General features: G+C 71.4%; 19 protein-coding genes and 1 pseudogene. 15 read left to right on the forward strand and 5 right to left on the reverse strand.

Annotated features, from left to right (window positions below; all coding sequences use genetic code 11):
• Positions 1-47: 47 nt before the first annotated feature.
• From OG792_RS06245 to serA, 5 genes are all read left to right on the forward strand, one after another.
• Positions 48-2,351, forward strand: a complete 2,304-nt coding sequence (locus OG792_RS06245; RefSeq protein ID WP_442932385.1) for a putative bifunctional diguanylate cyclase/phosphodiesterase — start codon at positions 48-50, stop codon at positions 2,349-2,351.
• Positions 2,352-2,646: 295 nt separating this feature from the next.
• Positions 2,647-4,635, forward strand: coding sequence for an acetolactate synthase large subunit (locus OG792_RS06250; RefSeq protein ID WP_329108216.1), 1,989 nt, complete (start codon positions 2,647-2,649; stop codon positions 4,633-4,635).
• Between the two features lie 13 nt (positions 4,636-4,648).
• Entirely contained in the window at positions 4,649-5,164 is a 516-nt protein-coding gene (gene ilvN, locus OG792_RS06255; protein WP_329108218.1) for an acetolactate synthase small subunit, read from the forward strand.
• Between the two features lie 42 nt (positions 5,165-5,206).
• Entirely contained in the window at positions 5,207-6,220 is a 1,014-nt protein-coding gene (gene ilvC / locus OG792_RS06260; protein WP_329108219.1) for a ketol-acid reductoisomerase, read from the forward strand.
• Positions 6,221-6,482: 262 nt separating this feature from the next.
• The gene (gene serA / locus OG792_RS06265) at positions 6,483-8,081 is read left to right on the forward strand and encodes a phosphoglycerate dehydrogenase (RefSeq protein ID WP_329108221.1); all 1,599 of its coding nucleotides are present in this window, start codon (positions 6,483-6,485) and stop codon (positions 8,079-8,081) included.
• A 60-nt stretch (positions 8,082-8,141) separates the two neighbouring features.
• Here the strand turns inward: serA and OG792_RS06270 are convergent, their stop codons facing one another.
• Complete coding sequence (locus OG792_RS06270) at positions 8,142-8,498, reverse strand: hypothetical protein (RefSeq protein WP_329108223.1); 357 nt, start codon at positions 8,496-8,498, stop codon at positions 8,142-8,144.
• A 334-nt stretch (positions 8,499-8,832) separates the two neighbouring features.
• Entirely contained in the window at positions 8,833-9,768 is a 936-nt protein-coding gene (locus OG792_RS06275) for an FAD:protein FMN transferase (protein WP_329108225.1), read from the reverse strand.
• Between the two features lie 221 nt (positions 9,769-9,989).
• Here OG792_RS06275 and OG792_RS06280 point away from each other — a divergent pair, with 221 nt between their 5' ends.
• Positions 9,990-11,021 carry a 3-isopropylmalate dehydrogenase gene (locus OG792_RS06280; RefSeq protein ID WP_329108227.1) on the forward strand — a complete coding sequence of 344 codons (1,032 nt, stop codon included), beginning with the start codon at positions 9,990-9,992 and terminating at the stop codon, positions 11,019-11,021.
• 213 nt (positions 11,022-11,234) lie between these two features.
• Positions 11,235-12,332 (forward strand): branched-chain amino acid aminotransferase, encoded by a 1,098-nt coding sequence (locus OG792_RS06285; protein ID WP_329108229.1) that lies wholly within the window; start codon positions 11,235-11,237, stop codon positions 12,330-12,332.
• 121 nt (positions 12,333-12,453) lie between these two features.
• Here OG792_RS06285 and OG792_RS06290 read toward each other — a convergent pair whose 3' ends face one another.
• The gene (locus OG792_RS06290; protein ID WP_329108231.1) at positions 12,454-13,197 is read right to left on the reverse strand and encodes a tyrosine-protein phosphatase; all 744 of its coding nucleotides are present in this window, start codon (positions 13,195-13,197) and stop codon (positions 12,454-12,456) included.
• A 189-nt stretch (positions 13,198-13,386) separates the two neighbouring features.
• Between OG792_RS06290 and OG792_RS06295 the strand changes: the two genes are divergently transcribed.
• The gene (locus OG792_RS06295; protein ID WP_329108233.1) at positions 13,387-13,692 is read left to right on the forward strand and encodes a hypothetical protein; all 306 of its coding nucleotides are present in this window, start codon (positions 13,387-13,389) and stop codon (positions 13,690-13,692) included.
• Positions 13,689-14,546 (forward strand): annotated as a pseudogene (locus OG792_RS06300) (MFS transporter); the annotation flags it as partial. The gene OG792_RS06295 and the pseudogene OG792_RS06300, both read left to right, overlap by 4 nt.
• A 447-nt stretch (positions 14,547-14,993) precedes the next feature.
• Here the strand turns inward: OG792_RS06300 and OG792_RS06305 are convergent.
• Positions 14,994-15,338 (reverse strand): PRC-barrel domain containing protein, encoded by a 345-nt coding sequence (locus tag OG792_RS06305; RefSeq protein ID WP_329111131.1) that lies wholly within the window; start codon positions 15,336-15,338, stop codon positions 14,994-14,996.
• A 588-nt stretch (positions 15,339-15,926) separates the two neighbouring features.
• On the opposite strand from OG792_RS06305, the gene cimA reads away from it, so the two are divergent.
• Positions 15,927-17,516: a citramalate synthase gene (gene cimA / locus OG792_RS06310; RefSeq protein WP_329108235.1), complete on the forward strand. Its 1,590-nt coding sequence runs from the start codon at positions 15,927-15,929 to the stop codon at positions 17,514-17,516.
• A 170-nt stretch (positions 17,517-17,686) separates the two neighbouring features.
• Here the strand turns inward: cimA and OG792_RS06315 are convergent, their stop codons facing one another.
• Positions 17,687-18,706: an endonuclease/exonuclease/phosphatase family protein gene (locus OG792_RS06315; RefSeq protein WP_329108237.1), complete on the reverse strand. Its 1,020-nt coding sequence runs from the start codon at positions 18,704-18,706 to the stop codon at positions 17,687-17,689.
• A gap of 91 nt (positions 18,707-18,797) precedes the next feature.
• Here OG792_RS06315 and OG792_RS06320 point away from each other — a divergent pair, with 91 nt between their 5' ends.
• The 5 genes from OG792_RS06320 (at position 18,798) to arfB (ending at position 23,480) form a co-directional block, all read left to right on the forward strand.
• A complete protein-coding gene (locus OG792_RS06320; protein WP_329108239.1) occupies positions 18,798-19,853 on the forward strand; it encodes an AAA family ATPase in 1,056 nt (351 codons plus the stop codon).
• Between the two features lie 150 nt (positions 19,854-20,003).
• A complete protein-coding gene (locus OG792_RS06325) occupies positions 20,004-20,996 on the forward strand; it encodes a DUF58 domain-containing protein (RefSeq protein WP_329108241.1) in 993 nt (330 codons plus the stop codon).
• Complete coding sequence (locus tag OG792_RS06330) at positions 20,993-21,952, forward strand: VWA domain-containing protein (RefSeq protein WP_329108243.1); 960 nt, start codon at positions 20,993-20,995, stop codon at positions 21,950-21,952. The genes OG792_RS06325 and OG792_RS06330 overlap by 4 nt, the downstream gene beginning before the upstream one ends.
• 103 nt (positions 21,953-22,055) lie before the next feature.
• Positions 22,056-22,973: a S1C family serine protease gene (locus OG792_RS06335; RefSeq protein ID WP_329108245.1), complete on the forward strand. Its 918-nt coding sequence runs from the start codon at positions 22,056-22,058 to the stop codon at positions 22,971-22,973.
• A gap of 87 nt (positions 22,974-23,060) precedes the next feature.
• Positions 23,061-23,480, forward strand: a complete 420-nt coding sequence (gene arfB, locus OG792_RS06340; RefSeq protein WP_329108247.1) for an alternative ribosome rescue aminoacyl-tRNA hydrolase ArfB — start codon at positions 23,061-23,063, stop codon at positions 23,478-23,480.
• The last annotated feature ends 6 nt before the right edge of the window (positions 23,481-23,486 follow it).

Below are 23,486 nucleotides of genomic sequence, written 5' to 3' on the forward strand. Positions count from 1 at the left end.
CACACCCCGTCCCCCACGGCACGGTTCGTATCCGGCACAGTGGATGGGTGCAGCTCCCCTCGGGCGTGGTGATCGTCGCGGTGGCGAGTGGGCTCGCGACGGTCGCGGGTGCGTCGGTGTTGATCTCGTCAGGGCTCCGGCGGACCGATGCCCGGCGCCCGGCCCACCTGCTGCTGGCGTCCGGCGCCGCGCTGGCCACCCTGAGCGCGGTCGCCGGCCTGATCGGCATCCTCGGGATGGCTGAGCACTGGAGTCACCACCAGCACCAGCGGATGACGCTCGCCACCGTGTTCGCGGTCGGGCTGGCCGCCAGTGGGCTGGTGCTCTGCGCCGGGGTGCTGCGACTGCCCGGCGTCGCCCGTACCCGGTCGGCGCTGCTCCGGCTGGTGCTGGACGGGCTGGTGATCGGCTCGGCGCTCTGGTTCGTCGGCTGGGTGCTCGCCGCCGAGCCGACCCGGCTGCTCGGTGACTGGATCCCACGGGCCTGCCCGGCGATCCTGCTCGCCACGATCACCGCCGCCGGTGCGATCGGGCTCACCTTCGTGGTCGGCGTCCGGTCCGCCCTTCCGCGCCGGCAACTGGTCCTGATCGGCTCCGGCGTGACCCTGGTCGGGGTCGCCGGGCTCGGGCTGGCGGTCGGGATCTGCCAGGCCGGGCCGGTGGTGGCCCTCACCGGTGCCGCCCTGCTGCCGGTCGGCTTCCTGCTGGTGTACGCCGGTGGGCGGGCGCCCGAGCCGGCCGGTGAGACCGACGCCGACCTGATCCTCAACGGCACCGGCTACGCCCTCCTGCCGATGCTCGCGATGGCCGTCTCGGCCATGTACCACCTGCTCCGGATGGGCGACTTCACCGTGCTCGGGATCATCTCCGGCACCGTGGAGGGCTTCGCCCTGGTGGCCCGGCAGTCGGTGGCCCTGCGCGACGTACGGGCGTACGCGGGGCGGCTGGCCGAGCGGGAGGCGCACTTCCGGGAGCTGGCGCACACCGACCCGTTGACCGGGTTGGCCAACCGCCGGGGGCTGCTGCGCGCCCTGCACCATGATTCGGAGTCGGGGGCTCCGTGCGTACTCCTGGGTCTTGATCTTGATGGTTTCAAGAACGTGAACGATCTGCACGGTCACGACGTCGGGGACGCGGTCCTGGCCGAGGTGGCCGAGCGGCTGCGGCGCAACCTGCGCCCCGGCGACGTGGCCGCCCGGCTCGGCGGGGACGAGTTCGCGGTGCTGATGTGGGCCGGGCCAGCGGAGGCGCAACGGGTGGCGGAACGGCTGCTCGGCATCGTCGGCCACCCCTACGACCACCCGGCCGGGCGGATCTTCGTCTCGGTCAGCGTCGGGGTCGCCGGCCAGGCCAGCGCCCGGCAGGTGGAGACGCTGCTGCGCAACGCCGACCTGGCCCTGCGGTACGCCAAGCAGCGGGGCAAAAACCGGGTCGAGCACTACGACGTCGCCTACGACCACCTGCTGCGCCGCCGCACCACCGTCGAACACGAGATGCGCGGCGCGATCGAGCGCAACGAGCTGCACCTCGCCTTCCAGCCGGTGGTGGCGGTCCCCTCGGTGCGCCCGGTCGGCGCGGAGGCACTGCTCCGCTGGCACCACCCGGAACTGGGCAGTGTCCGGCCGGACGAGTTCATCCCTCTGGCCGAAGAGTGCGGCATGATCGCCCAGCTCGGTCACTGGGTGCTGCACCGGGCCTGCCACCAGCTTTCGGTCTGGCTCGCCGACGGGCACGACGTGTGGGTGTCGGTGAACGTGTCGCCGAAGGAACTGCACGCCCCGGAATACGTCGCGCAGGTGGCCGAGGCGCTGCGGGCGCACCGGGTGCCGCCGCAGCGGCTGGTGCTGGAGGTGACCGAGCAGGCGGTGGCGACCGACCTGGACGAGCTGATCCGCCGGCTCGTCGCACTGCGCGCCACCGGCGTACGGATAGCGCTGGACGACTTCGGCGCCGGGTACTCGTCGCTGGGCCAGCTGCGCAAGCTGCCGATCGACATCCTCAAGATCGACCACAGTCTGGTCGCCGAGCAGGAGCCCATCCGGCCACCGGAGAACGGCGAACGGCGGGTCTTCGCGCCCATGGTCGACGTGGTGATGCGGCTCGGCCACCAGCTCGGGCTGGAGGTGATCGCCGAGGGGGTGACCAACCCGTTGGAGCTGGCCGCGGTGGTCGAGGCGGGCTGCCGGTTCGGCCAGGGACAGCTCTTCGGCTGGGGGGTCCCGGCCGAGCACCTGGAGGCGATGCTCGACGCCGCGACCTCGCCCGGAGCGCGCGCGGTGCCCGCACCGCGAAACCGACCTGCCCAGAATCTGGGATCAGTTGACTCATCGCGTGAGATGCGTCAGGCTTAGCCCCATGTCGTCGACCAGGTCGTTTCGAGTACTTACCTGAGCGCACTCTCACGTTGGAGAGTGCGCTGGCCCCGTGCATCTGCACGAGGGCCGTTTTTATTGGTCAACTCCCAGTCATCGAGGCGGGTTCCCAACCTCGGCCGGAGCGCCCAGCCCCCGCGAGCGGGCGACCGGCAAGCGGGTGCCCGCCTCATCGGGCGGACTTCCTCCGCAACGCGGCAACGCCAACGCGCCAACGCTGACAACCGCAACGCGTCAACGCTGACAACCGATCTGAGTTAAGGCCTGAATCGCTATGACGAGACCCACGCCAGAGACACTCGCCCACACCGCCCGCCGTACCCGGCCGAACACCGAGCCGGTAACCGAATCCGCGGACCAGCTCGCCCGGCGTACCCGGTCCGGCGGTGCCGAGGGCGGACAGGTCGACCCGGCGGCCCGGCGGGCCCGACCGACCGGTGACGGCGCCGACGTCGCCCCGCTGCCCGGCCCGGTTCCCGGTGCCGCCCGGTCGGTCGCCCCGGTGCCGGTCACCGGCGCGGGTTCGCTGGTCAAGTCGCTCGAAGCGCTTGAGGTCGACGTCGCGTTCGGCATCCCCGGTGGCGCGATCCTGCCGGCGTACGACCCGCTCTACGATTCGTCCGTGCGGCACATCCTGGTCCGGCACGAGCAGGGCGCCGGGCACGCGGCGACCGGCTACGCCCAGGCCACCGGCAAGGTCGGGGTCTGCATCGCCACCTCCGGCCCCGGGGCGACCAACCTGGTCACCCCGATCGCCGACGCCTACATGGACTCGGTGCCGCTGGTCGCGATCACCGGCCAGGTCGCCCGCCCGTCGATCGGTACGGACGCCTTCCAGGAAGCCGACATCCAGGGCATCACGCTGCCGATCACCAAGCACAACTTCCTGGTCCAGACCCCGGAGGAGATCCCGAGGGTGCTGGCCGAGGCGTTCCACCTGGCGTCGACCGGCCGCCCCGGTCCGGTCCTGGTCGACATCCCGAAGGACGTGCTCCAGGCGCAGACCACGTTCTCCTGGCCGCCCACCCTGGACCTGCCCGGCTACCGGCCGACCCTGCACCCGCACGGCAAGCAGATCCGCGAGGCGGCCCGGCTGATCGCCAACTCCCGTCGCCCGGTGCTCTACGTCGGCGGCGGCGTGCTCAAGGCCGGTGCCACCGAGGGGCTGCTCCGGCTCGCCGAGCTGACCGGCATCCCGGTGGTCACCACGCTGATGGCCCGCGGCGCGTTCCCGGACTCGCACCCGCAGCACCTGGGCATGCCGGGCATGCACGGCACCGTCGCCGCCGTGTACGGGCTCCAGAAGGCCGACCTGATCGTGGCGCTCGGCGCCCGTTTCGACGACCGGGTGACCGGCAAGCTCGACTCGTTCGCCCCGGGGGCGGCGATCGTGCACGCCGACATCGACCCGGCCGAGATCGGCAAGAACCGGGCCGCCGACGTGCCGATCGTCGGCGACGCGCGGCACGTGATCGACGAGCTGATCGAGGCGGTCCGGGTCGCCGGCACCGGTGCCGAGCGGCCGGCGAGCCGGGGGGCCGGTGACCGGACCGACTGGTGGGCGCAGCTCGACGACCTGCGCCAGCGTTACCCGCTCGGCTACGACGAGCCCTCCGACGGCACCCTCGCCCCGCAGTACGTGATCAAGCGGCTGGGCGAGCTGGCCGGTCCGGACGCCATCTACGTGGCCGGCGTCGGCCAGCACCAGATGTGGGCGTCGCAGTTCATCTCGTACGAGAAGCCGAACACCTGGCTGAACTCCGGTGGCCTGGGCACCATGGGTTACGCGGTGCCGGCGGCGATGGGCGCCAAGGTCGGTCGGCCGGACACGATGGTCTGGGCGGTGGACGGCGACGGCTGCTTCCAGATGACCAACCAGGAGTTGGCCACCTGCGCCCTGGAGGGCATCCCGATCAAGGTCGCCGTGATCAACAACGGCAACCTGGGCATGGTCCGGCAGTGGCAGACCCTGTTCTACGGGGAGCGCTACTCCAACACCGACCTCGGCACCCACAAGCACCGGATCCCGGACTTCGTGAAGCTCGCCGAGGCGCTCGGCTGCATCGGCCTGCGCTGCGAGAACGCGGCCGACGTCGACAAGACCATCGAGGCGGCGATGGCGATCAACGACGCACCGGTCGTGATCGACTTCGTGGTCGGCAAGGACGCCATGGTCTGGCCGATGGTCGCCGCCGGCACCAGCAACGACGAGATCATGTTCGCCCGGGGGGTCCGCCCCGCCTTCGAAGACGACGACCTGTGAAGCGGAGTACGAGATGACCATGCACACGCTCTCCGTGCTGGTGGAGAACAAGCCCGGCGTGCTGGCCCGGGTCAGCGGGCTCTTCTCCCGCCGCAGTTTCAACATCGACTCACTGGCCGTCGGGGAGACCGAGAACCCGGACGTCTCCCGGATCACCATCGTGGTCAACGCCGACTCCTCACCCCTGGAGCAGGTGACCAAGCAGCTCAACAAGCTGGTCAACGTACTGAAGATCGTCGAGCTGGATCCGGCCGTGTCGGTCGCCCGGGAACTGCTGCTGGTCAAGGTGCGGGCCGATCGCGCGGCACGGGCGCAGGTGCTGGAGACGGTGAGCCTGTTCCGGGCCCGGGTGGTCGACGTCGCCCCGGACACCCTCACCATCGAGGCGACCGGTACGCCCGACAAGCTGGACGCGCTCCTGCGCGACCTGGAACCGTTCGGAATCAAGGAAATGGTGCAGTCCGGTCTGGTGGCCATCGGGCGCGGCTCGCGTTCGATCACCACCGGTTCGGCGTTGCGTGCCGCTTAGGTCCGGCGGCCCGGCCACCGGGCGCCGCATGAAAGGGAAGTCATGAGCATCGAGATTTACTACGACGACGACGCCGACCTGGCCCTCATCCAGGACAAGAAGGTCGCCGTGCTGGGCTACGGCAGCCAGGGCCACGCCCACGCGCTGTCGCTGCGCGACTCGGGTGTCGACGTGGTGATCGGCCTGCCGGAGGGCTCCAAGAGCCGGGTCAAGGCCGAGGAGCAGGGCCTGCGGGTGCTGACCCCGGCGCAGGCGTCGGCCGAGGCGGACGTGATCATGGTGCTGGCGCCGGACACCGCGCAGCGCACGCTCTACACCGAGGCGATCGAGCCGAACCTGACCGAGGGCAAGGCGCTGTTCTTCGGCCACGGCCTCAACATCCGGTACGGCTTCATCACCCCGCCGGCCAACGTCGACGTGGCCATGGTCGCGCCGAAGGGTCCGGGTCACCTGGTCCGCCGGCAGTACGTCGACGGCAAGGGCGTGCCGGTGCTGGTCGCCGTCGAGCAGGACGCCTCCGGTACGGCGCTCGCGCTCGCCCTCGCGTACGCGAAGGGGATCGGTGGCACCCGCGCGGGCGCGATCCGGACCACCTTCAAGGAGGAGACCGAGACCGACCTGTTCGGCGAGCAGGCGGTCCTCTGCGGTGGCGCGTCGGCGCTGGTCCAGACCGGCTTCGAGGTGCTCACCGAGGCGGGCTACGCCCCGGAGATCGCGTACTTCGAGTGCCTGCACGAGCTGAAGCTGATCGTCGACCTGATGTACGAGGGCGGCATCGCCCGGCAGCGCTACAGCGTCTCCGACACCGCCGAGTACGGCGACTACTCGCGCGGCCCGCGCGTCATCGACTCCCGGGTCAAGGACGAGATGCGCAAGATCCTGGGCGAGATCCAGTCCGGCGAGTTCGCTCGCGAGTGGATCGCCGAGGACGACAACGGTCGGCCGAACTTCAACAAGTGGCGGGCCGAGGGTGCGGCGCACCCGATCGAGGAGACCGGCAAGAAGCTGCGCGGCATGATGAGCTGGGTCGACCGCCCGCTCACCGAGACGGCCTGATCCTCCGGCCGATCCGGCGGCCTCCGGGCCGCTCTGAGGAGTTCACGGCGCCCCCGTCGTGGTGGAAAATCCACCACCGGGGGCGCCGTGTCGTTCCACAGCGGGTCACCATGCGCCTACGATCGCTGAGGACCGATGTTTCCGTCAGGTAAATCAGCACCGTACGACCACCAGTTCCGTTACGGCCATCGCCGGCGCGGCGCAGGGGCGCAGAGCGGCACCCCTGTCGCGGCAGCCGATCGCCTCGACGACTAGAGGACGCATGAAGCCTGTCGTACTGATCGCCGAAGAACTCGCTCCCGCCGCCGTCGACGTACTCGCGCACGACTTCGACGTACGTCACGTCGACGGCACCGACCGCCCCGCCCTGCTCGCCGCGCTCGGCTCGGCCCACGCCGTGATCGTGCGCAGCGCCACCCAGATCGACCGGGAAGCGGTCGCCGCCGCACCCCGGCTGAGAGTGGTCGCCCGCGCCGGGGTCGGACTGGACAACGTGGAGGTACCGGCCGCCACCGCCCGCGGGGTGATGGTGGTGAACGCGCCGACCTCGAACATCGTCTCCGCCGCCGAGCAGGCGATCGCGCTGCTGCTGGCCGTCGCCCGCAACACCGCCAGCGCCAGCGCGGCGCTGAAGGCGGGCGAGTGGAGACGGTCCCGCTACACCGGGGTGGAGATCCAGGGCAAGACCGTGGGGGTGGTCGGGCTGGGCCGGATCGGGGTGCTGTTCGCGTCCCGGATGGCCGCGTTCGGCACCCGGCTGATCGCGTACGACCCGTACATCCAGCCGGCGCGGGCGGCGCAGCTCGGGGTCCGGCTGGTGAGCCTGGAGGAGTTGCTGCGGGAGAGCGACTTCATCTCCATCCACCTGCCGAAGACGCCGGAGACCGTCGGGCTGATCGGGGAGAAGGAACTGGCGATCGTCAAGCCCGGCGTCCGGATCGTCAACGCCGCCCGTGGCGGGCTGGTCGACGAGCAGGCCCTGGCCGACGCGATCGCCGAGGGCAGGGTCGGTGGCGCCGGCATCGACGTCTACACCAAGGAACCGTGTACGGCGTCGCCGCTGTTCGCGTTCGACAACGTGGTGGCCACCCCGCATCTGGGCGCGTCAACGGCCGAGGCGCAGGACAAGGCCGGTCTGGCGGTGGCGCGCAGTGTCAAGCTCGCGTTGCAGGGCGAGTTCGTACCGGACGCGGTGAACGTGCAGGCCGGTGGGGTGGTGGCCGAGGACGTACGGCCGCTGTTGCCGCTGGCCGAGCGGCTGGGCAAGGTCTTCACGGCGGTCGCCGGTGTGGTGGCGGCCAGCGTCACCGTCGAGGTACGCGGTGAGATCGTCGCCAACGAGGTCTCGGTGCTGAAACTCGCCGCCACCAAGGGTTTGTTCGCCTCGGTCGTCTCCGAGCAGGTGACGTACGTCAACGCCCCGCACATCGCGGCCGAGCGCGGTGTCGAGGTGGCCCTGACCACGCACACCGAGACGATCGACCACCCGAACCTGGTGACCCTGGCCGGTGCGCTGCCGGACGGTCGTGCGGTCTCGGTGTCCGGCACGGTGAGCAGCACCGCCACCCGGGACGTGTTCAAGCTGACCGAGGTCGACGGCTTCGACCTGGAGCTGGGCGCGGAGGGCATCCTGCTCTTCCTCCGGTACGCCGACCGCCCCGGCGTGGTGGGCCTGGTCGGCTCGATCCTCGGTGCGGCCGGGGTGAACATCGCGGCCATGCAAGTGGCCCGGCGGGAGGCCGGTGGCGAGGCGCTGATGACGTTGACAGTGGACTCGCCGGTCGGCGCGGATCTGCTCACCTCGGCGGCCGACTCGATCGGTGCGGTCGCGGCCAGCACGGCCGACCTGCGCGAGGAATAGTCACCGCGGCGGGGACGAAACGGGCCCGCCGGGGCTCGGCCGTGGCCGAGCCCCGGCGGGTTAGCGGATCACCGTTGCCGGTGGTGGATAGACCGAGCCGTCCTGGGGGTCGAGCAGCAGCAGGCCGTGTTCGCCGGCCAGCCGCTCGATCAGGAGTAGTACCGCGTCGTCGCAGCTGGGACTGAGTTTCATCTCGATGTGGTCCGCCGCCAGGTGCAGCGGGACCACCTCCCAGGGCGAGGCGGGTGCGGCGACCCGGTCCGGGTGGTGCGCGATGAGTGCCCGGTGGAACATGACCAACCGGGGCTGCGGTGCACCCTGGACGTGCTGACCCTGACGACACCGTGCATGTGCCGCCCGCACATCCGCTGACGAGGCCCCGTGCTGCAGGGCCCACACAACCAGATCGAAACTCACGGTGGTACAGGGTGCCATCCGGCGTTCACCGATTTGTGCATACCCCGCCTGACTCGCGGTGCATATCCTCAAGCGACGCGTCGTGCACGCGGCCTTGCGGCGAGTTGCGTCGATTGGTTAGGTTCCATACTGGATACCCGGTGAGTTCCCTGACGTGGACTCGTCTTCGGGTGATGAGCGCGCGTCGACCAACCGGGTAACCGGCACCCCGTGTACGCGAGCCACGCGTACTCGTCGCTGACCGGCCCCCACGATCATTGCCGAGACCGTGGGGGCCGATCGCGGCGCTTCCTGCCGGATCAGCGCGAGGCGCCGGCCGATCGCGGTACGGCCATCAGCGCGAAGCGCCCGGCTGACGCGGTACGGCCATCAGTGCCCGGTAGCCGTCGGTGGTGGGGAACCAGTCCAGTCCGGCCGGGCCGGCGGCGTACAGGGCGGTGGCGTATCCGTCGGCGACGGAGAGATCGGGGCCGCTGACGGTGGTCGCCACGAGCTGGCGAGCCGGCAGGCCGGTGTGCGGGTCCACCACGTGGTCCCGGCGCCCGGCCACCCCGGAACTGCCGATCGCCCCGCCGGTCAGCTCCAGGGTCAGCGGCGCCCGCTGGGCGCCGACCGGACGGGGCCGGTTGACCGGGTATTTCCCGTCGTTGGGGTGGTGCCCGACGGTGGGCCGGTGCACCGCTACCCGCCACGGACCGCCGTGCGGCGCGCGTCCGCGTACGACCAGGTCTCCGCCGCTGAGCACGGCGTAGTCCTCGCTTCCGGCGGCCCGCAACCGGGACGCGGCCCGCTCGACCGCCCAGCCCTTGAGCAGTCCGCCGGGGTCGAACCCGCCCGGTACGGCCCAGGCGTCGAACCAGCCGTCGGTGGCCGCCCGCATCGCCGCGCACCGGGCGACCAGGTCGGCCAGCGGCGGGTACGCGTCGGGTGAGATCTCGCCTCGGCGCAGCCGGGAGACGAGGCTCTCCGGTCGGGCCGGGCTGTAGGTGAGGTCGATCGCCCGCAGTTCCGCCACCGCGTCCCGGATCGCCTCGCCGAGTCCGCGCCGGCCCCACCACGCCGGCCCGTTGACCACCAGCGAGTATTCGGCGATGGAGGTCCGTACGGTGTGCCGGGCGACCATCCGGTCGGCGCGGGCGATGGCCAGTCCGGCGCCGGGGCGACCGGGCAGGCCGGGAATCGGCCCGCCGCCGAGCCGAAAGTCCGGTGGCGCCGGGCGGTTGTCCACCCCACGGTGACGATCGGTTCGGCTACGTTCACTTGCAAGCATGTCCGCATCCCCTTCGCTGGCCGCTGCGGGACCGGCCCGGGGCCCGTGTTCGACCCACCCGAAGCACGATAAGCAGCGAAGATGTCCGACTCATGGGTATCGGCTGAGAGTGTCCTGAGGGTTTTCGGGTCCCACATGATAGGACCGGCGTACCGGAAATCGAGACGTGGCCTTAACGTCTCCTAGACGGGTGCAAGAGACAGAGGGGTATCGACGTGTCGGTGGCACGGATCGCGGTGGTTGCTGGTGACGGCATCGGGCCGGAGGTGGTCGCGCAGGCCCGCAAGGTCATCGACGCGGTGCTGCCGGGGGTCGAGGCGACCGAGTACGACCTTGGCGCCGCGCGCTACCACCGGACCGGTGAGGTGCTGCCGGACTCGGTCCTGGCGGAGCTGGCCGAGCACGACGCCATCCTGCTCGGCGCGGTGGGCGACCCCACCGTCCCGCCCGGCGTGCTCGAACGCGGCCTGCTGCTCAAGCTCCGCTTCGACTTCGACCAGTACGTCAACCTGCGCCCGTCCCGGCTCTGGCCCGGTACGGTCAGCCCGCTGGCCACGGTCAAGCCGGGCGAGATCGACCTGGTGGTGGTCCGCGAGGGCACCGAGGGCCTCTACGCGGGCGCCGGTGGCTCGCTGCACCGGGGCACCCCGGCCGAGGTGGCCACCGAGGAGAGCCTGAACACCCGGCACGGCGTCGAGCGGGTGATCCGGGACGCGTTCGCCCGCGCGCAGCGGCGCGAGCGGCGCAAGGTCACCCTGGTGCACAAGACCAACGTACTGACCCACGCCGGATCGCTCTGGGCCCGCGCCTTCGAGGCCGTCGCGGCCGAGCACCCGGACGTCGAGACCGAGTACCAGCACGTGGACGCGGCGGCGATGTTCCTGGTCAGCCAGCCGCAGCGGTACGACGTGGTGGTGACCGACAACCTCTTCGGTGACATCCTCACCGACATCGCCGCCGCGGTCAGCGGTGGCATCGGGCTGGCCGCCAGCGGCAGCATCAACCCCGAGCGCTCCTACCCGTCGATGTTCGAGCCGGTGCACGGTTCGGCCCCGGACATCGCCGGCCAGGGGGTCGCCGATCCGGCCGCCGCGGTGCTCTCCGTCGCCCTGCTGCTCGACCATCTCGGCCACGCCGACGCGGCGGCCCGAGTAACCGGGGCGGTCGCGGCCGAACTCGCCGCCCGTACGCCGGGCGCGGGGCTGCGTACCGCCGAGGTTGGCGACCGGCTCGCCGCCCACGCGGCGGCCTGACCCACCCGCTACCGATCTTTGCCGCTCGGCGCCCGTCCCTGAACCCACGGGGCGGGCGCGGGCATTGCCGTGCGTGATCGGCTCCGGCCGGTCTCCGGTCGATCAGCCGACCGGAGACTCCCGTTGAACGAACGTTCGGGGTAAGTTTTCAGGCACCAGTTTCTCTTTCGGCACGCCCCCGTCCGCGTGCCGTACCCCATGGAGGTCAGCGCGATGAGCGGTGGTGACAAGCTCGACTTCGAGATCCGTCCGAATCCTCGGCCGGTATCTCCCGCCGAGCGGGCCGCGCTGATGGCAAATCCCGGATTCGGTCGGGTCTTCACCGACCACATGGTCACGATCCGCTACGCCGAAGGCAAGGGCTGGTACGACGCACGCGTCGAGGCCCGTGGCCCGATCCCGATGGACCCGGCGACGGCGGCCCTGCACTACGCGCAGGAGATCTTCGAGGGGCTCAAGGCGTACCACGCGGCCGATGGCGGGGTGACCCTGTTCCGGCCCGAGGCCAACGCCGCGCGGTTCGTCGAGTCGGCCCGCCGGATGGCCATGCCGGCGCTGCCGGAGCAGGTCTTCCTCGACGCGCTGCACCACCTGATCGAGGCCGACCGGGAGTGGATCCCGACCGCCGACGACGGCACCCTCTACCTGCGCCCGTTCATGTTCGCCAGCGAGGTTTTCCTCGGCGTACGCCCGGCCAACGAGTACCTCTTCGTGGTGATCGCGTCGCCGGTCGGGTCGTACTTCTCCGGCGGGGTCAAGCCGGTCAACGTCTGGGTCTCGCCGAACTACACCCGCGCCGCGCCCGGTGGCACCGGAGCGGCCAAATGCGGCGGCAACTACGCCTCCTCCCTGGTCGCCCAGGCCGAGGCGATGGAGCACGACTGCGACCAGGTGGTCTTCCTCGACGCGGTGGAGCGCAAGTACGTCGACGAGCTGGGCGGGATGAACATCTTCTTCGTCTACGACGACGGCACCCTGGTCACCCCGCCGCTGACCGGCACGATCCTGCCCGGCATCACCCGGGACTCGGTGCTGACGCTGGCCCGCGAGGAGGGCCGGACCGTGGTCGAGCGACCGGTCGCCTTCGCCGACTGGCAGGCCGACGCGGCCAGCGGCAAACTCCGCGAGGTCTTCGCCTGCGGCACCGCCGCCGTGATCACCCCGATCGGCACCGTGCGTTCCCCCGACGGCGAGTTCTCCGTAGCAGACGGCCACCCCGGCGAAACCACCACCGCCCTACGCCAACGCCTGGTAGACCTCCAACGCGGCCGCGCCACCGACCCCCACAACTGGGTCCACCACATCCACTGACCCACCCACCGGCCCACCGGCCCGGCTACCGCTCGGCTACCGCTGTTGATCATGAAGTTAGCGACCGATTTTCCGCCTTGGCGGGTCGCTAACTTCATGATCAACGCGATTGTGGGTGGGGTCAGGTCAGGAGGTGGGTGCGGAGGGTTTGGATCTGGGTGGGGGTCAGGCCGGCGGTTCGGAGGTATTGCTCCACCGAGCCGTGGTGGTGGCGGAGGGTGTCGAGGAAGATGATCATTGCCTCGGCGGGGGACGAGTAGTAGGGGCGCGGGGTGGGGAAGTCGCGCGGGGGTAGCTGGGTGGTGATCCAGACCCGGAAGCGCTCGGACGCGTCGGTGCTGAGCGCGTAGTCCGCGGCGATGTCGGCGTCGCTCACCCCGAGCAGGGACAGGGTCAGCGCGCAGACCACCCCGGTCCGGTCCTTACCGGCCACGCAGTGCACCACCACCGGCGCCGCGTCCTCGTCGGCGATCGTGCCGACCGCTCGGGCAATGCCGGCGGCCCCGGTTTCGGCCAGGTCTCGGTACCGCTCGGCGAGGTAGTGGGCGACGCCGAGTTGCTCGTCGTACGGGACCTCGTCCCACTCCCGGTGCTCCGGGTGGATGTGCCGGTAGTCCAGCCCCTCGTAGGCCGGCACCCGACCGTCGCGCTGCACCTCGTGCGGTCGCCGCAGGTCGAGCACGGTACGGATCCCCAGGTCGGCGAGGATCGCCTGGTCGGCGGCGTCGATCCGGTGCAGCGAGTCCGACCGGTACAGCCGCCGCCAGCGGACCGTACGCCCGTCGAGTCCGGCGTAGCCACCGACGTCGCGGAAGTTGAAGAGACTGGCGAAGGCGGTCACGCGGCTGACCGGGGATGCGTCCATGGAGCCCACCATATCGGCTCGACCGGACCGGCCGGCGACTCGATGATCATGGCGTCGGCCGGGGTCTGGAGCAGTTGGCGGGGACGTCGGTCGACTTCGACGGGACCCGGAAAGTCAGGTATCCGGGCCGAGTCGTGCTCGGTCCGCCGGCACCGGGGGTGGTGGCCGGACAGTGATTGTCTTGACTACGTGCACAGCTATCGGGAAGACCTGCGCCTCTTCCGGGACCGTCGGTTCACGTTGCTGTTCGCCGCCCGTACCGCGTCCGTGCTCGGTGGTGCGTCCGCGCCGGTGGCACTGGCGTTCGGCGTACTCGGGCTGCCGGGGACGACGGCCACCACCCTGTCCGTGGTGCTGGTCGGGCAGGCCGTGCCGCAGATGGCGTTCATGCTGGTCGGAGGGGTGCTCGCCGACCGGCTGTCGCGCTACCGGGTGATGTCGCCGGTGAACTGCTCTGCGCGGCGGCGTACCTGTTGCTCTCGGTCTTGCTGGTGACCGGCCGGGCGCCGCTGCCGGCCCTGGTCGCGGGCGCCGCGCTCGCCGGTCTCGGGGTCGCGGTGCTGCTGCCGGTGCTGCTGGGCATCGTGCCCGAGGTGGTCGCCGCCGACCGGTTGCAGGCCGCGAACGGCCTGCTCCGAATGGGTACGAACACCGCCCGGCTGGCCGGCTTCACGCTCGGCGGTACGGCGGTCGTGCTGTTCGGTGGCGGTCCGGCGCTCGCTGTCTGCGGTGGCTTCTTCGCGCTCTCCGGACTGTTCGCCCTCGCCCTGCGCCCACGCACCGCCACGCCGGCCGCCTCCCCCGACGAAAGCCGCGCCAACGCGAGGGGCACCGACGAGAGCGATGCCGGCGGGAGCGGTGCTGGACAGAGCGGTGCGGACGGGAGCGGTGCTGGCCAGAGCGGTGCTGGACAGAGCTGTGCGGGCGGGAGCGGTGCCGACGGGAGCGGTGCTGGTACCGGTTCGGGGCGTACGGTGCTGGTCGATCTGCGGGAGGGGTGGCGGGAGTTCGCGGGCCGGCAGTGGCTCTGGGTGATGGTCGTCCAGTTCGCGTTCAGTGTGGCGACGGTGCAGGCCGTGCACGGGGTGCTCGGTCCGGTGCTGGCCGAGCGGGAGTTGGGCGGGGCGGCGGCCTGGTCGGCGGTGCTCGCCGGCGAGGCGGTCGGCATGCTGGCCGGGGTGGCGGTGGTGATCCGGATCCGGCCCCGGCGGCCGATGCTGGTGGCGGTGCTGGCCTGTTTCGCCGCCGTCCCGCTGTACCTGTTGCTCGGGCTGGGCGCGCCACTGTGGACGGTGGTGCTGGCCGGGGTGGTCACCGGGATGAGCGTCGACATCGGTGGCGTGCTCTGGGAGACGACGTTGCAACGGGAGATCCGGCCGGCGGTGCTCTCCCGGATCAGTGCCTACGACGCGCTCGGCTCGTTCATGTTCGGCCCCGTCGGACTGCTGCTGGCCGGCCCGGCGGCGACCGCGTACGGGCCACGGGTGGCGCTGCTCTGCTGTGCCGGGGTGCTGCTGCTCGCCGCCGTGGGCGCCCTCTGCTCGCCGGCCGTACGACGGCTCCGGGCGCCGGATGGCGGGACCGCCATCCGGCCGGCCGCCGTCCGACGGGAAGCCATCCGGCCGGCCGCCGTCCGACGGGAAGCCATCCGGCCGGCCGCCCTCCGACGAGGCGCCATCCGGCCGGGCGCCGGACGGACGGCGGGCCGGTGGGAACGAAGCCCACCGGCCCGCCTCGGTTGTCCGACCGGGTTGAGCGGTCGGTCCGGTCTGGCTGGAACTACTGTCCCGCCCCGGTCAGAGCGGCCGGTGCGGGGGCATCATCGGCGTGCCGGTCAGGCCGTACATGCCGCCGTAGTAGCCACCGATCTTGTCCAGGTAGACCGGATCGGTCTGGTCGCTCTCGGCGTACTCGGGAGCGGCCTTGATCTGGGCCTTGTCCCGATCCACGTAGACCTTGCGGTCGTCGTGGTCGACGTGGTTGACCACACCGGCGGGCAGCATGACCTTCTTACCGAAGATCCACGGCCCGGTGTCGACGACCAGGAAGCTGGCGTCGACCTCGTAGTTGGCGCGGTCGATCTTGCCGATACCGCCGTCGGTCGCCTCCACGTGGTAACCGACCAGGTCGGCGCCGGTCACGCCGGCGTCGTCCCGGTAGCGCCACGGCTGGAACGACTCGGACGACTCGAAAGCGCCCGATGGAAGGGACGTGCCCGTCGGTCGGGCGGTCTCCGCTGACGCGGTCCCCGTCCACTCGTCGGGGCCGCGACGGCTGGTCGGGTCCAGCGCCTGGTCCGGCGTCGGCTCCGGGGTCCGAAACGGGATCGGTTCCGGGTTCTGGTCCGGGGTCGGCTGAGGATCGAGCCTGTTCATGGCTTTCACTCCTCTTCTCGTCCTCGACTTCGCTGTCCCGGACCCTGCTACCCAGAGCCGCCGGAACTTACACCTACCGGTCAGCCGGGCCGTTCTGTCGCATCGGGTGTCGCAGCGTGGAGGCCGTCCGCTGGGTGGCCACCCTGTCCCGAGATGTGGATTTTCCCTCCCGAAATCCGGTCGGGAGTGGCAGAGTACCGAGCGTGACCCAGCACGTACTGATTATTCGCGACTAGCGCGCCGGCAACCCCTCACGCCGAGCGCGCAGACCTCCCGCATCAGCGGGGGGTCATTTTGTTTGTCCGGCCACCGGGCCGCAGCCGGACGGACGGTGCTGCTTTCGAAAGGAATCAGATGGCTTACCAGGTCTTCGACACGACGCTGCGCGACGGTGCACAGCGTGAGGGGATCAGCTACTCGGTGGTCGACAAACTCGCCGTCGCCCGTTTGCTCGACGAGTTCGGCGTCGGATTCATCGAGGGCGGCTGGCCCGGCGCGATGCCCAAGGACACCGAGTTCTTCGCTCGCGCCCGTACCGAACTCAAGCTGCGCCACGCCACCCTGGTCGCGTTCGGCGCCACCCGCAAGGCCGGACTCGCGGTCGCCGACGACCCGCAGGTACGCGCCCTGCTCGACGCCGAGACCCCGGCGGTCTGCCTGGTCGCCAAGTCCGACATCCGGCACGTCGTACGGGCCCTGCGCACCACCGGCGAGGAGAACCTCGCCATGGTCCGGGACACGGTGGCGTACTTCGTCGCGCAGGGACGCCGGGTCTTCCTCGACTGCGAGCACTTCTTCGACGGCTTCCGCCACGACCCGGCGTACACCGCTTCGGTGGTCGAAACCGCGCTCGCTGCGGGCGCCGAGCGGGTGGTCATGTGCGACACCAACGGCGGCATGCTGCCGTCCCAGATCACCGCGGCCATCAACGCGCTGACCGGGCGGCTCGGGATCAGCCCGGCCCGGCTCGGCATCCACTGCCAGAACGACACCGGTTGCGCGGTCGCCAACACGATCGCCGCCGTCGAGGCCGGTGTCGAGCACTTCCAGTGCACCGCCAACGGGTACGGCGAACGCCCCGGCAACGCGGACCTGTTCACCGTCGTCGGCAACCTGCAACTCAAGCTCGGGCTGCCCGTCCTACCGGACGGCTGCCTGGAACAGATGGTGCGCGTGTCGCACGCCATCACCGAGATCGCCAACATCGCCCCCGACACCCACCAGGCATATGTCGGGGCCGCCGCCTTCGCTCACAAGGCGGGGCTGCACGCGAGCGCGATCAAGGTGGATCCGGTGCTCTACAACCACGTGGAGCCGACGCTGGTCGGTAACGACATGCGGATCCTGGTGACGGAGATGGCCGGCCGGGCCAGCATCGAGCTCAAGAGCCGCGAGCTCGGCATTGACCTGGCCGGCCATCCCGAAGCCCTGTCCCGGGTCACCAAGCGGGTCAAGGAACTGGAGGCCGGTGGCTGGTCGTTCGAGGCCGCCGACGCCTCGTTCGAGCTGCTGGTCCGCTCGGAGCTGCCGGGCCAGGACGTACCTCGGCCGTTCACGCTGGAGTCGTACCGGGTGCTGGTCGAGCACCGCGAGGACGGCTCGGTCGTCTCCGAGGCGACGGTCAAGATCCGGGTACGCGGTGAGCGCGTGATCGCCACCGCCGAGGGCAACGGTCCGGTGAACGCCCTGGACGAGGCGCTGCGGGTGGCGCTGACCCGGCACTACCCGGCGTTGCGCACGTTCGAGCTGGCCGACTACAAGGTCCGGATCCTGGAGGGCAGCCACGGCACCGGGGCGGTCACCCGGGTCCTGGTGGAGACGGCCGGTGACTCGGGCCGGGACTGGACCACGGTCGGCGTACACAACAACGTGGTCGAGGCGAGCTGGCACGCGCTGGTCGACGCGCTCACGTACGGCGTCTCCCGCGCCCCGGCCGAGGTGTAAGGACTGCCTGAGGGGCTCCTTCCCGGTGGTCCGCCCCCGGGTAAGGAGCCCCTTGTCCCGGCCGCGCCGGTTGGTAGGGACAGTCCGGTTCAGGCCGCCGGTAGGGACAGTTCGGCTCAGGCCGCCGGTAGGGACAGTTCGGCTCAGGCCGCCGGTAGGGACAGTTCGGCTCAGGCCGCCGGTAGGGACAGTTCGGCGAGGACCGGGCGGTGGTCGCTGCCGGCGAGCGGGTGTACCCGCGTGTCGCGTACCCCGATCCGGCGGTCGGCCAGCACGTGGTCGATGGTGACCGGGGGAATGAGGTCGCCGTCGTACGGGCCCCAGGTGCCGACCAGCCCGTCGCCGGTCGCGTCGGCCGCGTCGACGTAACCGGTGGCCAGCAACCGGCGCAGCGGCGCGTGGTCGAGGGTGGCGTTGAAGTCCCCGGCCAGCACCCGTAGCGGGCCGTCCGGGGTGGCCGGCGGTTCCGCCTCCAGATCGCTGCGCCAGGCGGCCAGCACATCCAGTGAGTGCGGCGCCGCCGGGTGCACCGATTCGACCAGCACCGATGGTGCGCCCGGCACCAGCACCGTCGCGTACGCCTGGTTGAAGCCGCCGCCGTTGCGCCGCACGCCGCCGTCGCGCAGCGGGAACCGGGCGTAGAGCGCGGAACCGCGCGCCCCGTCGTCCGGGCCGAGTTGCCGGTGTGGCAGCAACTCGGCCAGGCCGAACCGGTCGAGTTCGGTCGCCGCACCGGCGGTGAACTCCTGCACCGCGAGCACGTCCACCCGCTCGTCGCGGACCAGGGCGACCAGGGCCGCCGGATCGGCGCCGCCGAAGAGCAGGTTGGCGGTCATCACCCGCAGCGCCGGCCCGGTCGGGTCGGGCTGCCGGTCGGGCACGGCGCGCGGCCCGACCACGGCCGCCAGACAGATCGTGACCAGGGCGGCGACGGCCGCGGCGGGAAAGCGCCGCAGCGCGAGGGCCAGCCCCAGCGGCACCAGCGTCCACACCACGACGTACGGGGTGAAGGCCACCCACTGCACCGCCGCCGCCCGTTCCAGCCCGCCGAGTCGCAGCACCGCCCAGCCCAGTCCGGGCGCCAGCGCCAGCCAGCAGGCGACCGTGACGACCCGCCGCGACCGATCGGCGGGTGGTGGCGCGTTCGTGCTCGTGCTCGGTGCGGTCGGGTTCGTGCTCGGCGCGGTCATTCGGATCAAGGTAACGGGTGCCGGTGGCGGTTTCGTGAAGGAAGAGCGCTCCTTACATGTTTGCCCGTGCCCTGGCGGGGAAGCTTGCACCGTGACGGACATGTCGGACACCTTGGCCAGTGGGCCCAGGCCGGTCGAGACAACGTCGACCGGTCCCGAACTCGAACAGACCCTGTTCGAGGTCAAACGGGTGATCGTGGGACAGGACCGCCTGGTGGAGCGGCTACTCACCGCGCTGCTGGCGGACGGGCACTGCCTGCTGGAGGGCGTACCGGGGGTGGCGAAGACGCTCGCCGCGCAGACCCTTGCCACCGCCGTCGGCGGCAACTTCTCCCGGATCCAGTTCACCCCGGACCTCGTACCCTCGGACATCGTCGGCACCCGCATCTACCGGGCGTCGAAGGAGACCTTCGACGTCGAGCTGGGTCCGATCATGGCGAACCTGGTGCTCGCCGACGAGATCAACCGGGCCCCGGCGAAGGTGCAGTCGGCGCTGCTGGAGGCGATGGCCGAACGCCAGGTCTCGATCGGCGGCACCAGCTACCCGGTGCCGAACCCGTTCCTGGTGCTCGCCACCCAGAACCCGATCGAGTCCGAGGGCGTCTACCAACTGCCCGAGGCGCAGCGGGACCGGTTCCTGATGAAGGTGACCGTCGACTACCCGAGCGACGTCGACGAACTCGCCATCCTCTACCGGATGAGCAGCGACAAGCCGAAGGCCCGCCGGGTGCTGGACCCGCACCGGCTGCGTACGTTGCAGCAGCGGGCCGCCCAGGTCTTCGTCCACCACGCCCTCGCCGAGTACGTCGTCCGGCTGATCCTGGCCACCCGCAACCCGGCCCGGTTCGGCCTACAGGACGTGGCGCCGCTGCTCGCGTACGGTGCGAGCCCCCGCGCCACCCTCGGCCTGGTGGCCGCCGCGCGGGCCCAGGCCATGCTGCGCGGCCGCGACTACGTGCTGCCCGAGGACATCCGCGAACTGGCGGTCGACGTCATCTCGCACCGGTTGGTGCTCTCCTTCGACGCGGTCGCCGACGGAATCCCGGCCGAGGCGGTGGTGCGCCGGCTGATCGAGGCGGTACCCCCGCCCCGGATCGCCCCCGCCCGCCGCGACGACGACCGCACCCCCGGCCTGGCCGCCGCATGATCGAGCGTAGCGAGGTCATCGGTTGGCTCGGCTGTTGTGGTCATGGTGCCGACGAGCGCAGCGAGGAGACGCCATGATCGAGCGTAGCGAGGTCATCGGTTGGCTCAGCTGTCGTGGTCATGGTGCCGACGAGCGCAGCGAGGAGACGCCATGACCCAGCAGGGTGCGTCGCTGAGCGAACTCGCGCCGGAGGCCCGGCTGCGCCGGCTGGAACTGGCCATCAACCGCCGGCTCGACGGGCTACTGCACGGGCAGTATCTCGGCCTGCTGCCCGGACCGGGCTCGGAGTGCGCCGGCAGCCGGGAGTACCGGCCCGGCGAGGACGAGGTACGCCGGATGGACTGGGCGGTCACCGCCCGGACCACGCTGCCGCACGTACGCGAGGTGGACGCGGACCGGGAACTGACCAGCTGGGTGCTGGTCGACTCGACCCCGAGCATGGACTTCGGCACCGCCGAGGTGGAGAAGCGGGAACTGGCCGTGGCGGCGGTGGCCGCGATCGGCTACCTCACCGCGGGATCCGGCAACCGGCTCGGCGCGCACGTACTCGGTCCGGAGGGAGTCCGCCGCTTTCCGGCCCGTACCGGTCGTGATCACCTGCTGAGTCTGCTGCGTACGCTGCTCGCGGCACCGCGCGGCGGCGACGGCGCCCGCCCACCGGCGCTGGCCGAGGCGATCGCCGCGCTGAACTCGGCCACCCCCCGGCGCGGGCTGGCCGTGGTCGTCTCCGACTTCCTCGACGGCCTGCCCGACGCCGACATCGGCGAACCGACCTGGGAACGGCCGCTGCGCCGGCTGGCCGCCCGGCACCAGGTGCTCGCGGTCGAGGTGGTCGACCCGAGGGAGCTGGAACTGCCCGATGTCGGCGTGATCACCTTCGTCGACCCGGAGGGCGGACGCCGCCGCGAGGTGTCGACCGGCGACCGTCGGGTACGGCAGCGGTTCGCCGAGGCGGCGTTGGCCCAGCGACAACTCGTCGCCGGTGCGGTACGCCGATCAGGTGCGGAACATCTCGCGCTGAGCACGGACCGGGACTGGATCGCCGACATCGCGCGGCACGTGCAGTCCCGGCGGCGACTGGCCAGGGCCGCCCGGCCACCGGCCGGCGCGACACTGACGGCCGCACCGGGGGGTGGCAGGTGACCTGGCAGTCTCCAGAACGGTTGTGGCTGCTCGCGGGCGTACTGGCGGTCGCGATCGGGTACGTGCTGATGCAGCGCCGCCGCAGCCAGTACGCCGTCCGGTTCACCAACCTGCGGCTGCTCGACCGGGTGGCGCCGAAACGTCCGGCCTGGCGCCGGCACGTACCGGCGAGCCTGTTCCTGGCCATGCTGGCGTTGCTGGTGGTCGGGTTCGCCCGCCCGTCGGACGAGGTACGGGTGCCCAGGGAACGGGCCACGGTGATGGTCGCGGTCGACGTGTCGACCTCGATGCTCGCCACCGATGTCGAACCGGACCGGCTGGCGGCGGCGAAGGTCGCGGCGCACAAGTTCGCCGACGCGCTGCCGGAGGAGTTCAACGTGGGGCTGGTCGCCTTCGCCGGCAGTGCCGCCGTACTGGTGCCGCCGGGCACCGACCGCGACGCCCTGCACCTGGGCATAAAACGGTTGGCCGAGGGCAGCACCGGCGTGCAGGGGACCGCCATCGGGGAGGCGATCAGCACCTCGCTGGAGGCGGTCCAGACGCTGGACTCGCAGGCCGCGCAGGAGCCGCCGCCGGCCCGGATAGTGCTGCTCTCGGACGGGGCGAACACCTCCGGCCGGGACCCGATGACGGCCGCCGACGACGCGGTGAAGTTGAAGGTGCCGGTGCACACGATCTCGTTCGGCACCGCCGCCGGTTACATCGACCGGGGCGGGCGCCCGATCCGGGTGCCGGTCGACGGTCAGACCCTGCGCACGGTGGCCGAGGAGACCGGCGGCGAGTTCCACGAGGCCGGTACGAGCGCCGAGCTGCGGGCCGTCTACCAGGACATCGGTACGTCGGTCGGTTACCGCACCGAGCAGCAGGACGTGTCGGCCCGGTTCATCGGGGTGGGCCTGCTGCTGGCGCTCGGCGCGGCGGCCGGCTCGATGGTCTGGTTCTCCCGACTGCCCTGAGCGGGGCCGGGTACGCGACAGGTACGTCACCGGTGTGGCACGTGTTCGGAACTGGCTGGACGGGATGCGGGCGGAGCGGGACTGACCGGACGAGGAGTGCGCTATGGCACAGCAGAGCGGGCTGGGCGAGCCGCGCGGCCCATGGTTCATCTCACCTGACCTCGATCCCGCCTCGGGCGGGCGGGGCAACGGACACGGCGACGGCTCCGGCCCGAGCGGCCGGCGGTGGCGGCGCGTCCTGGTGACCGGCCTGGCCGTGATCGCGCTCTCGCTCGCCTCCGGTGGCCTGGCCGGCGGTTACGTCGCCGGTCGGGACGGGGCGGACCCGCAGGCGTCCGCCTCCCCGTCGGCGCTGCCACCGGACCTGGTCGGCGCGGCGGCGCAGGTGGTACCCGGGGTGGTGTCGGTGACCGTGGCCAGTGGCGGCGGGATGGCCACCGGCTCGGGCTTCGCCATCGACGACCAGCAGCATCTGATCACGAACGACCACATAGTGGCCCAGGCCGGGGCGGCTGCCGCGTCGGCGGGTCCGGGGGCGGCCGGCACCGGTGCCAGTGCCGCCGGCGAGCCGACGGTGATGGTCGAGACGCCGGACGGCCGGCAGTTGCCGGCCCAGGTGGTGGGGCGTGATCCGGGCAGCGACATCGCCGTACTCAAGGTTCCGCCGGGCGCCGGCCTGGCCCCGTTGGTGCTGGCCAAACCGGGCGCGACCCGGGTGGGCGAGCCGGTGCTCGCGGTCGGTTCGCCGTTGGGACTTTCCGGTACGGTCACCGCCGGCATCGTGAGCGCGCTGGACCGGCAGGTGAAGCTCGGCAACAACCGGCACCGGGCGGTGCAGACCGACGCCCCGATCAATCCCGGCAACTCGGGTGGGCCGCTGGTCAACGCCCGTGGTGAGGTGGTCGGGGTGAACACCGCGATCGCCACCATCGACGGCAAGGGCTCGATCGGCATCGGTTTCGCCATCCCGATCGAGCAGGTCCAGCAGGTGGCCGACACCATCATCGGCAAGGGCGGCTGAAATTACCCGTGGGACCAGCGGACCGGGAGACTAGCCTCTAGCCATGGCCGACGACATGATGATCGTCCGGGCCGGACGGCCGGCGTCATGACGTTGCCCATCCGCCCCGGTACGGAGATACCCGACGCGGAACTCAGCTGGCGTTTTTCCCGGTCGAGTGGTCCCGGTGGGCAGGGTGTGAACACGACCGACTCCAGGGTGGAGCTGTCCTGGGACCTGGCCCGGTCGACCGCCCTGCCCGAGCACCTCAGGGAGCGGGCGCTGGGCCGGTTGGCCAACCGCCTGGTCGACGGGGTGCTGACCATCACCGCGTCGGAGCACCGGTCGCAGTTGATGAACCGGGAGGCGGCCAGGGAGCGGCTCGCCGCCCTGCTGGCCGAGGCCACCGCGCCGCCGGCCCCACCCCGCCGGCCGACCCGCCCCTCCCGAGGGGCCAAGGAACGCCGGATCTCCGACAAGAAGCGCCGAGGCCAAACCAAGCGCCTCCGCCGCTCCGACGACGACTGACCCCAA

The sequence above is a fragment of the Micromonospora sp. NBC_01699 genome (assembly GCF_036250065.1).
Lineage (GTDB): Bacteria > Actinomycetota > Actinomycetes > Mycobacteriales > Micromonosporaceae > Micromonospora_G.

Excerpts from the sequence above, each read along its gene's own strand:
- OG792_RS06325 (WP_329108241.1), top strand. The coding sequence starts at position 20,004 with ATGACCCAGCAGGGTGCGTCGCTGAGCGAACTCGCGCCGGAGGCCCGG.
- OG792_RS06275 (WP_329108225.1), bottom strand. The coding sequence starts at position 9,768 with ATGCTTGCAAGTGAACGTAGCCGAACCGATCGTCACCGTGGGGTGGAC.
- OG792_RS06290 (WP_329108231.1), bottom strand. The coding sequence starts at position 13,197 with ATGGACGCATCCCCGGTCAGCCGCGTGACCGCCTTCGCCAGTCTCTTC.
- ilvC (WP_329108219.1), top strand. The coding sequence starts at position 5,207 with ATGAGCATCGAGATTTACTACGACGACGACGCCGACCTGGCCCTCATC.
- OG792_RS06335 (WP_329108245.1), top strand. The coding sequence starts at position 22,056 with ATGGCACAGCAGAGCGGGCTGGGCGAGCCGCGCGGCCCATGGTTCATC.
- OG792_RS06250 (WP_329108216.1), top strand. The coding sequence starts at position 2,647 with ATGACGAGACCCACGCCAGAGACACTCGCCCACACCGCCCGCCGTACC.
- OG792_RS06285 (WP_329108229.1), top strand. The coding sequence starts at position 11,235 with ATGAGCGGTGGTGACAAGCTCGACTTCGAGATCCGTCCGAATCCTCGG.
- ilvN (WP_329108218.1), top strand. The coding sequence starts at position 4,649 with ATGACCATGCACACGCTCTCCGTGCTGGTGGAGAACAAGCCCGGCGTG.
- cimA (WP_329108235.1), top strand. The coding sequence starts at position 15,927 with ATGGCTTACCAGGTCTTCGACACGACGCTGCGCGACGGTGCACAGCGT.
- arfB (WP_329108247.1), top strand. The coding sequence starts at position 23,061 with ATGACGTTGCCCATCCGCCCCGGTACGGAGATACCCGACGCGGAACTC.
- serA (WP_329108221.1), top strand. The coding sequence starts at position 6,483 with ATGAAGCCTGTCGTACTGATCGCCGAAGAACTCGCTCCCGCCGCCGTC.
- OG792_RS06315 (WP_329108237.1), bottom strand. The coding sequence starts at position 18,706 with ATGACCGCGCCGAGCACGAACCCGACCGCACCGAGCACGAGCACGAAC.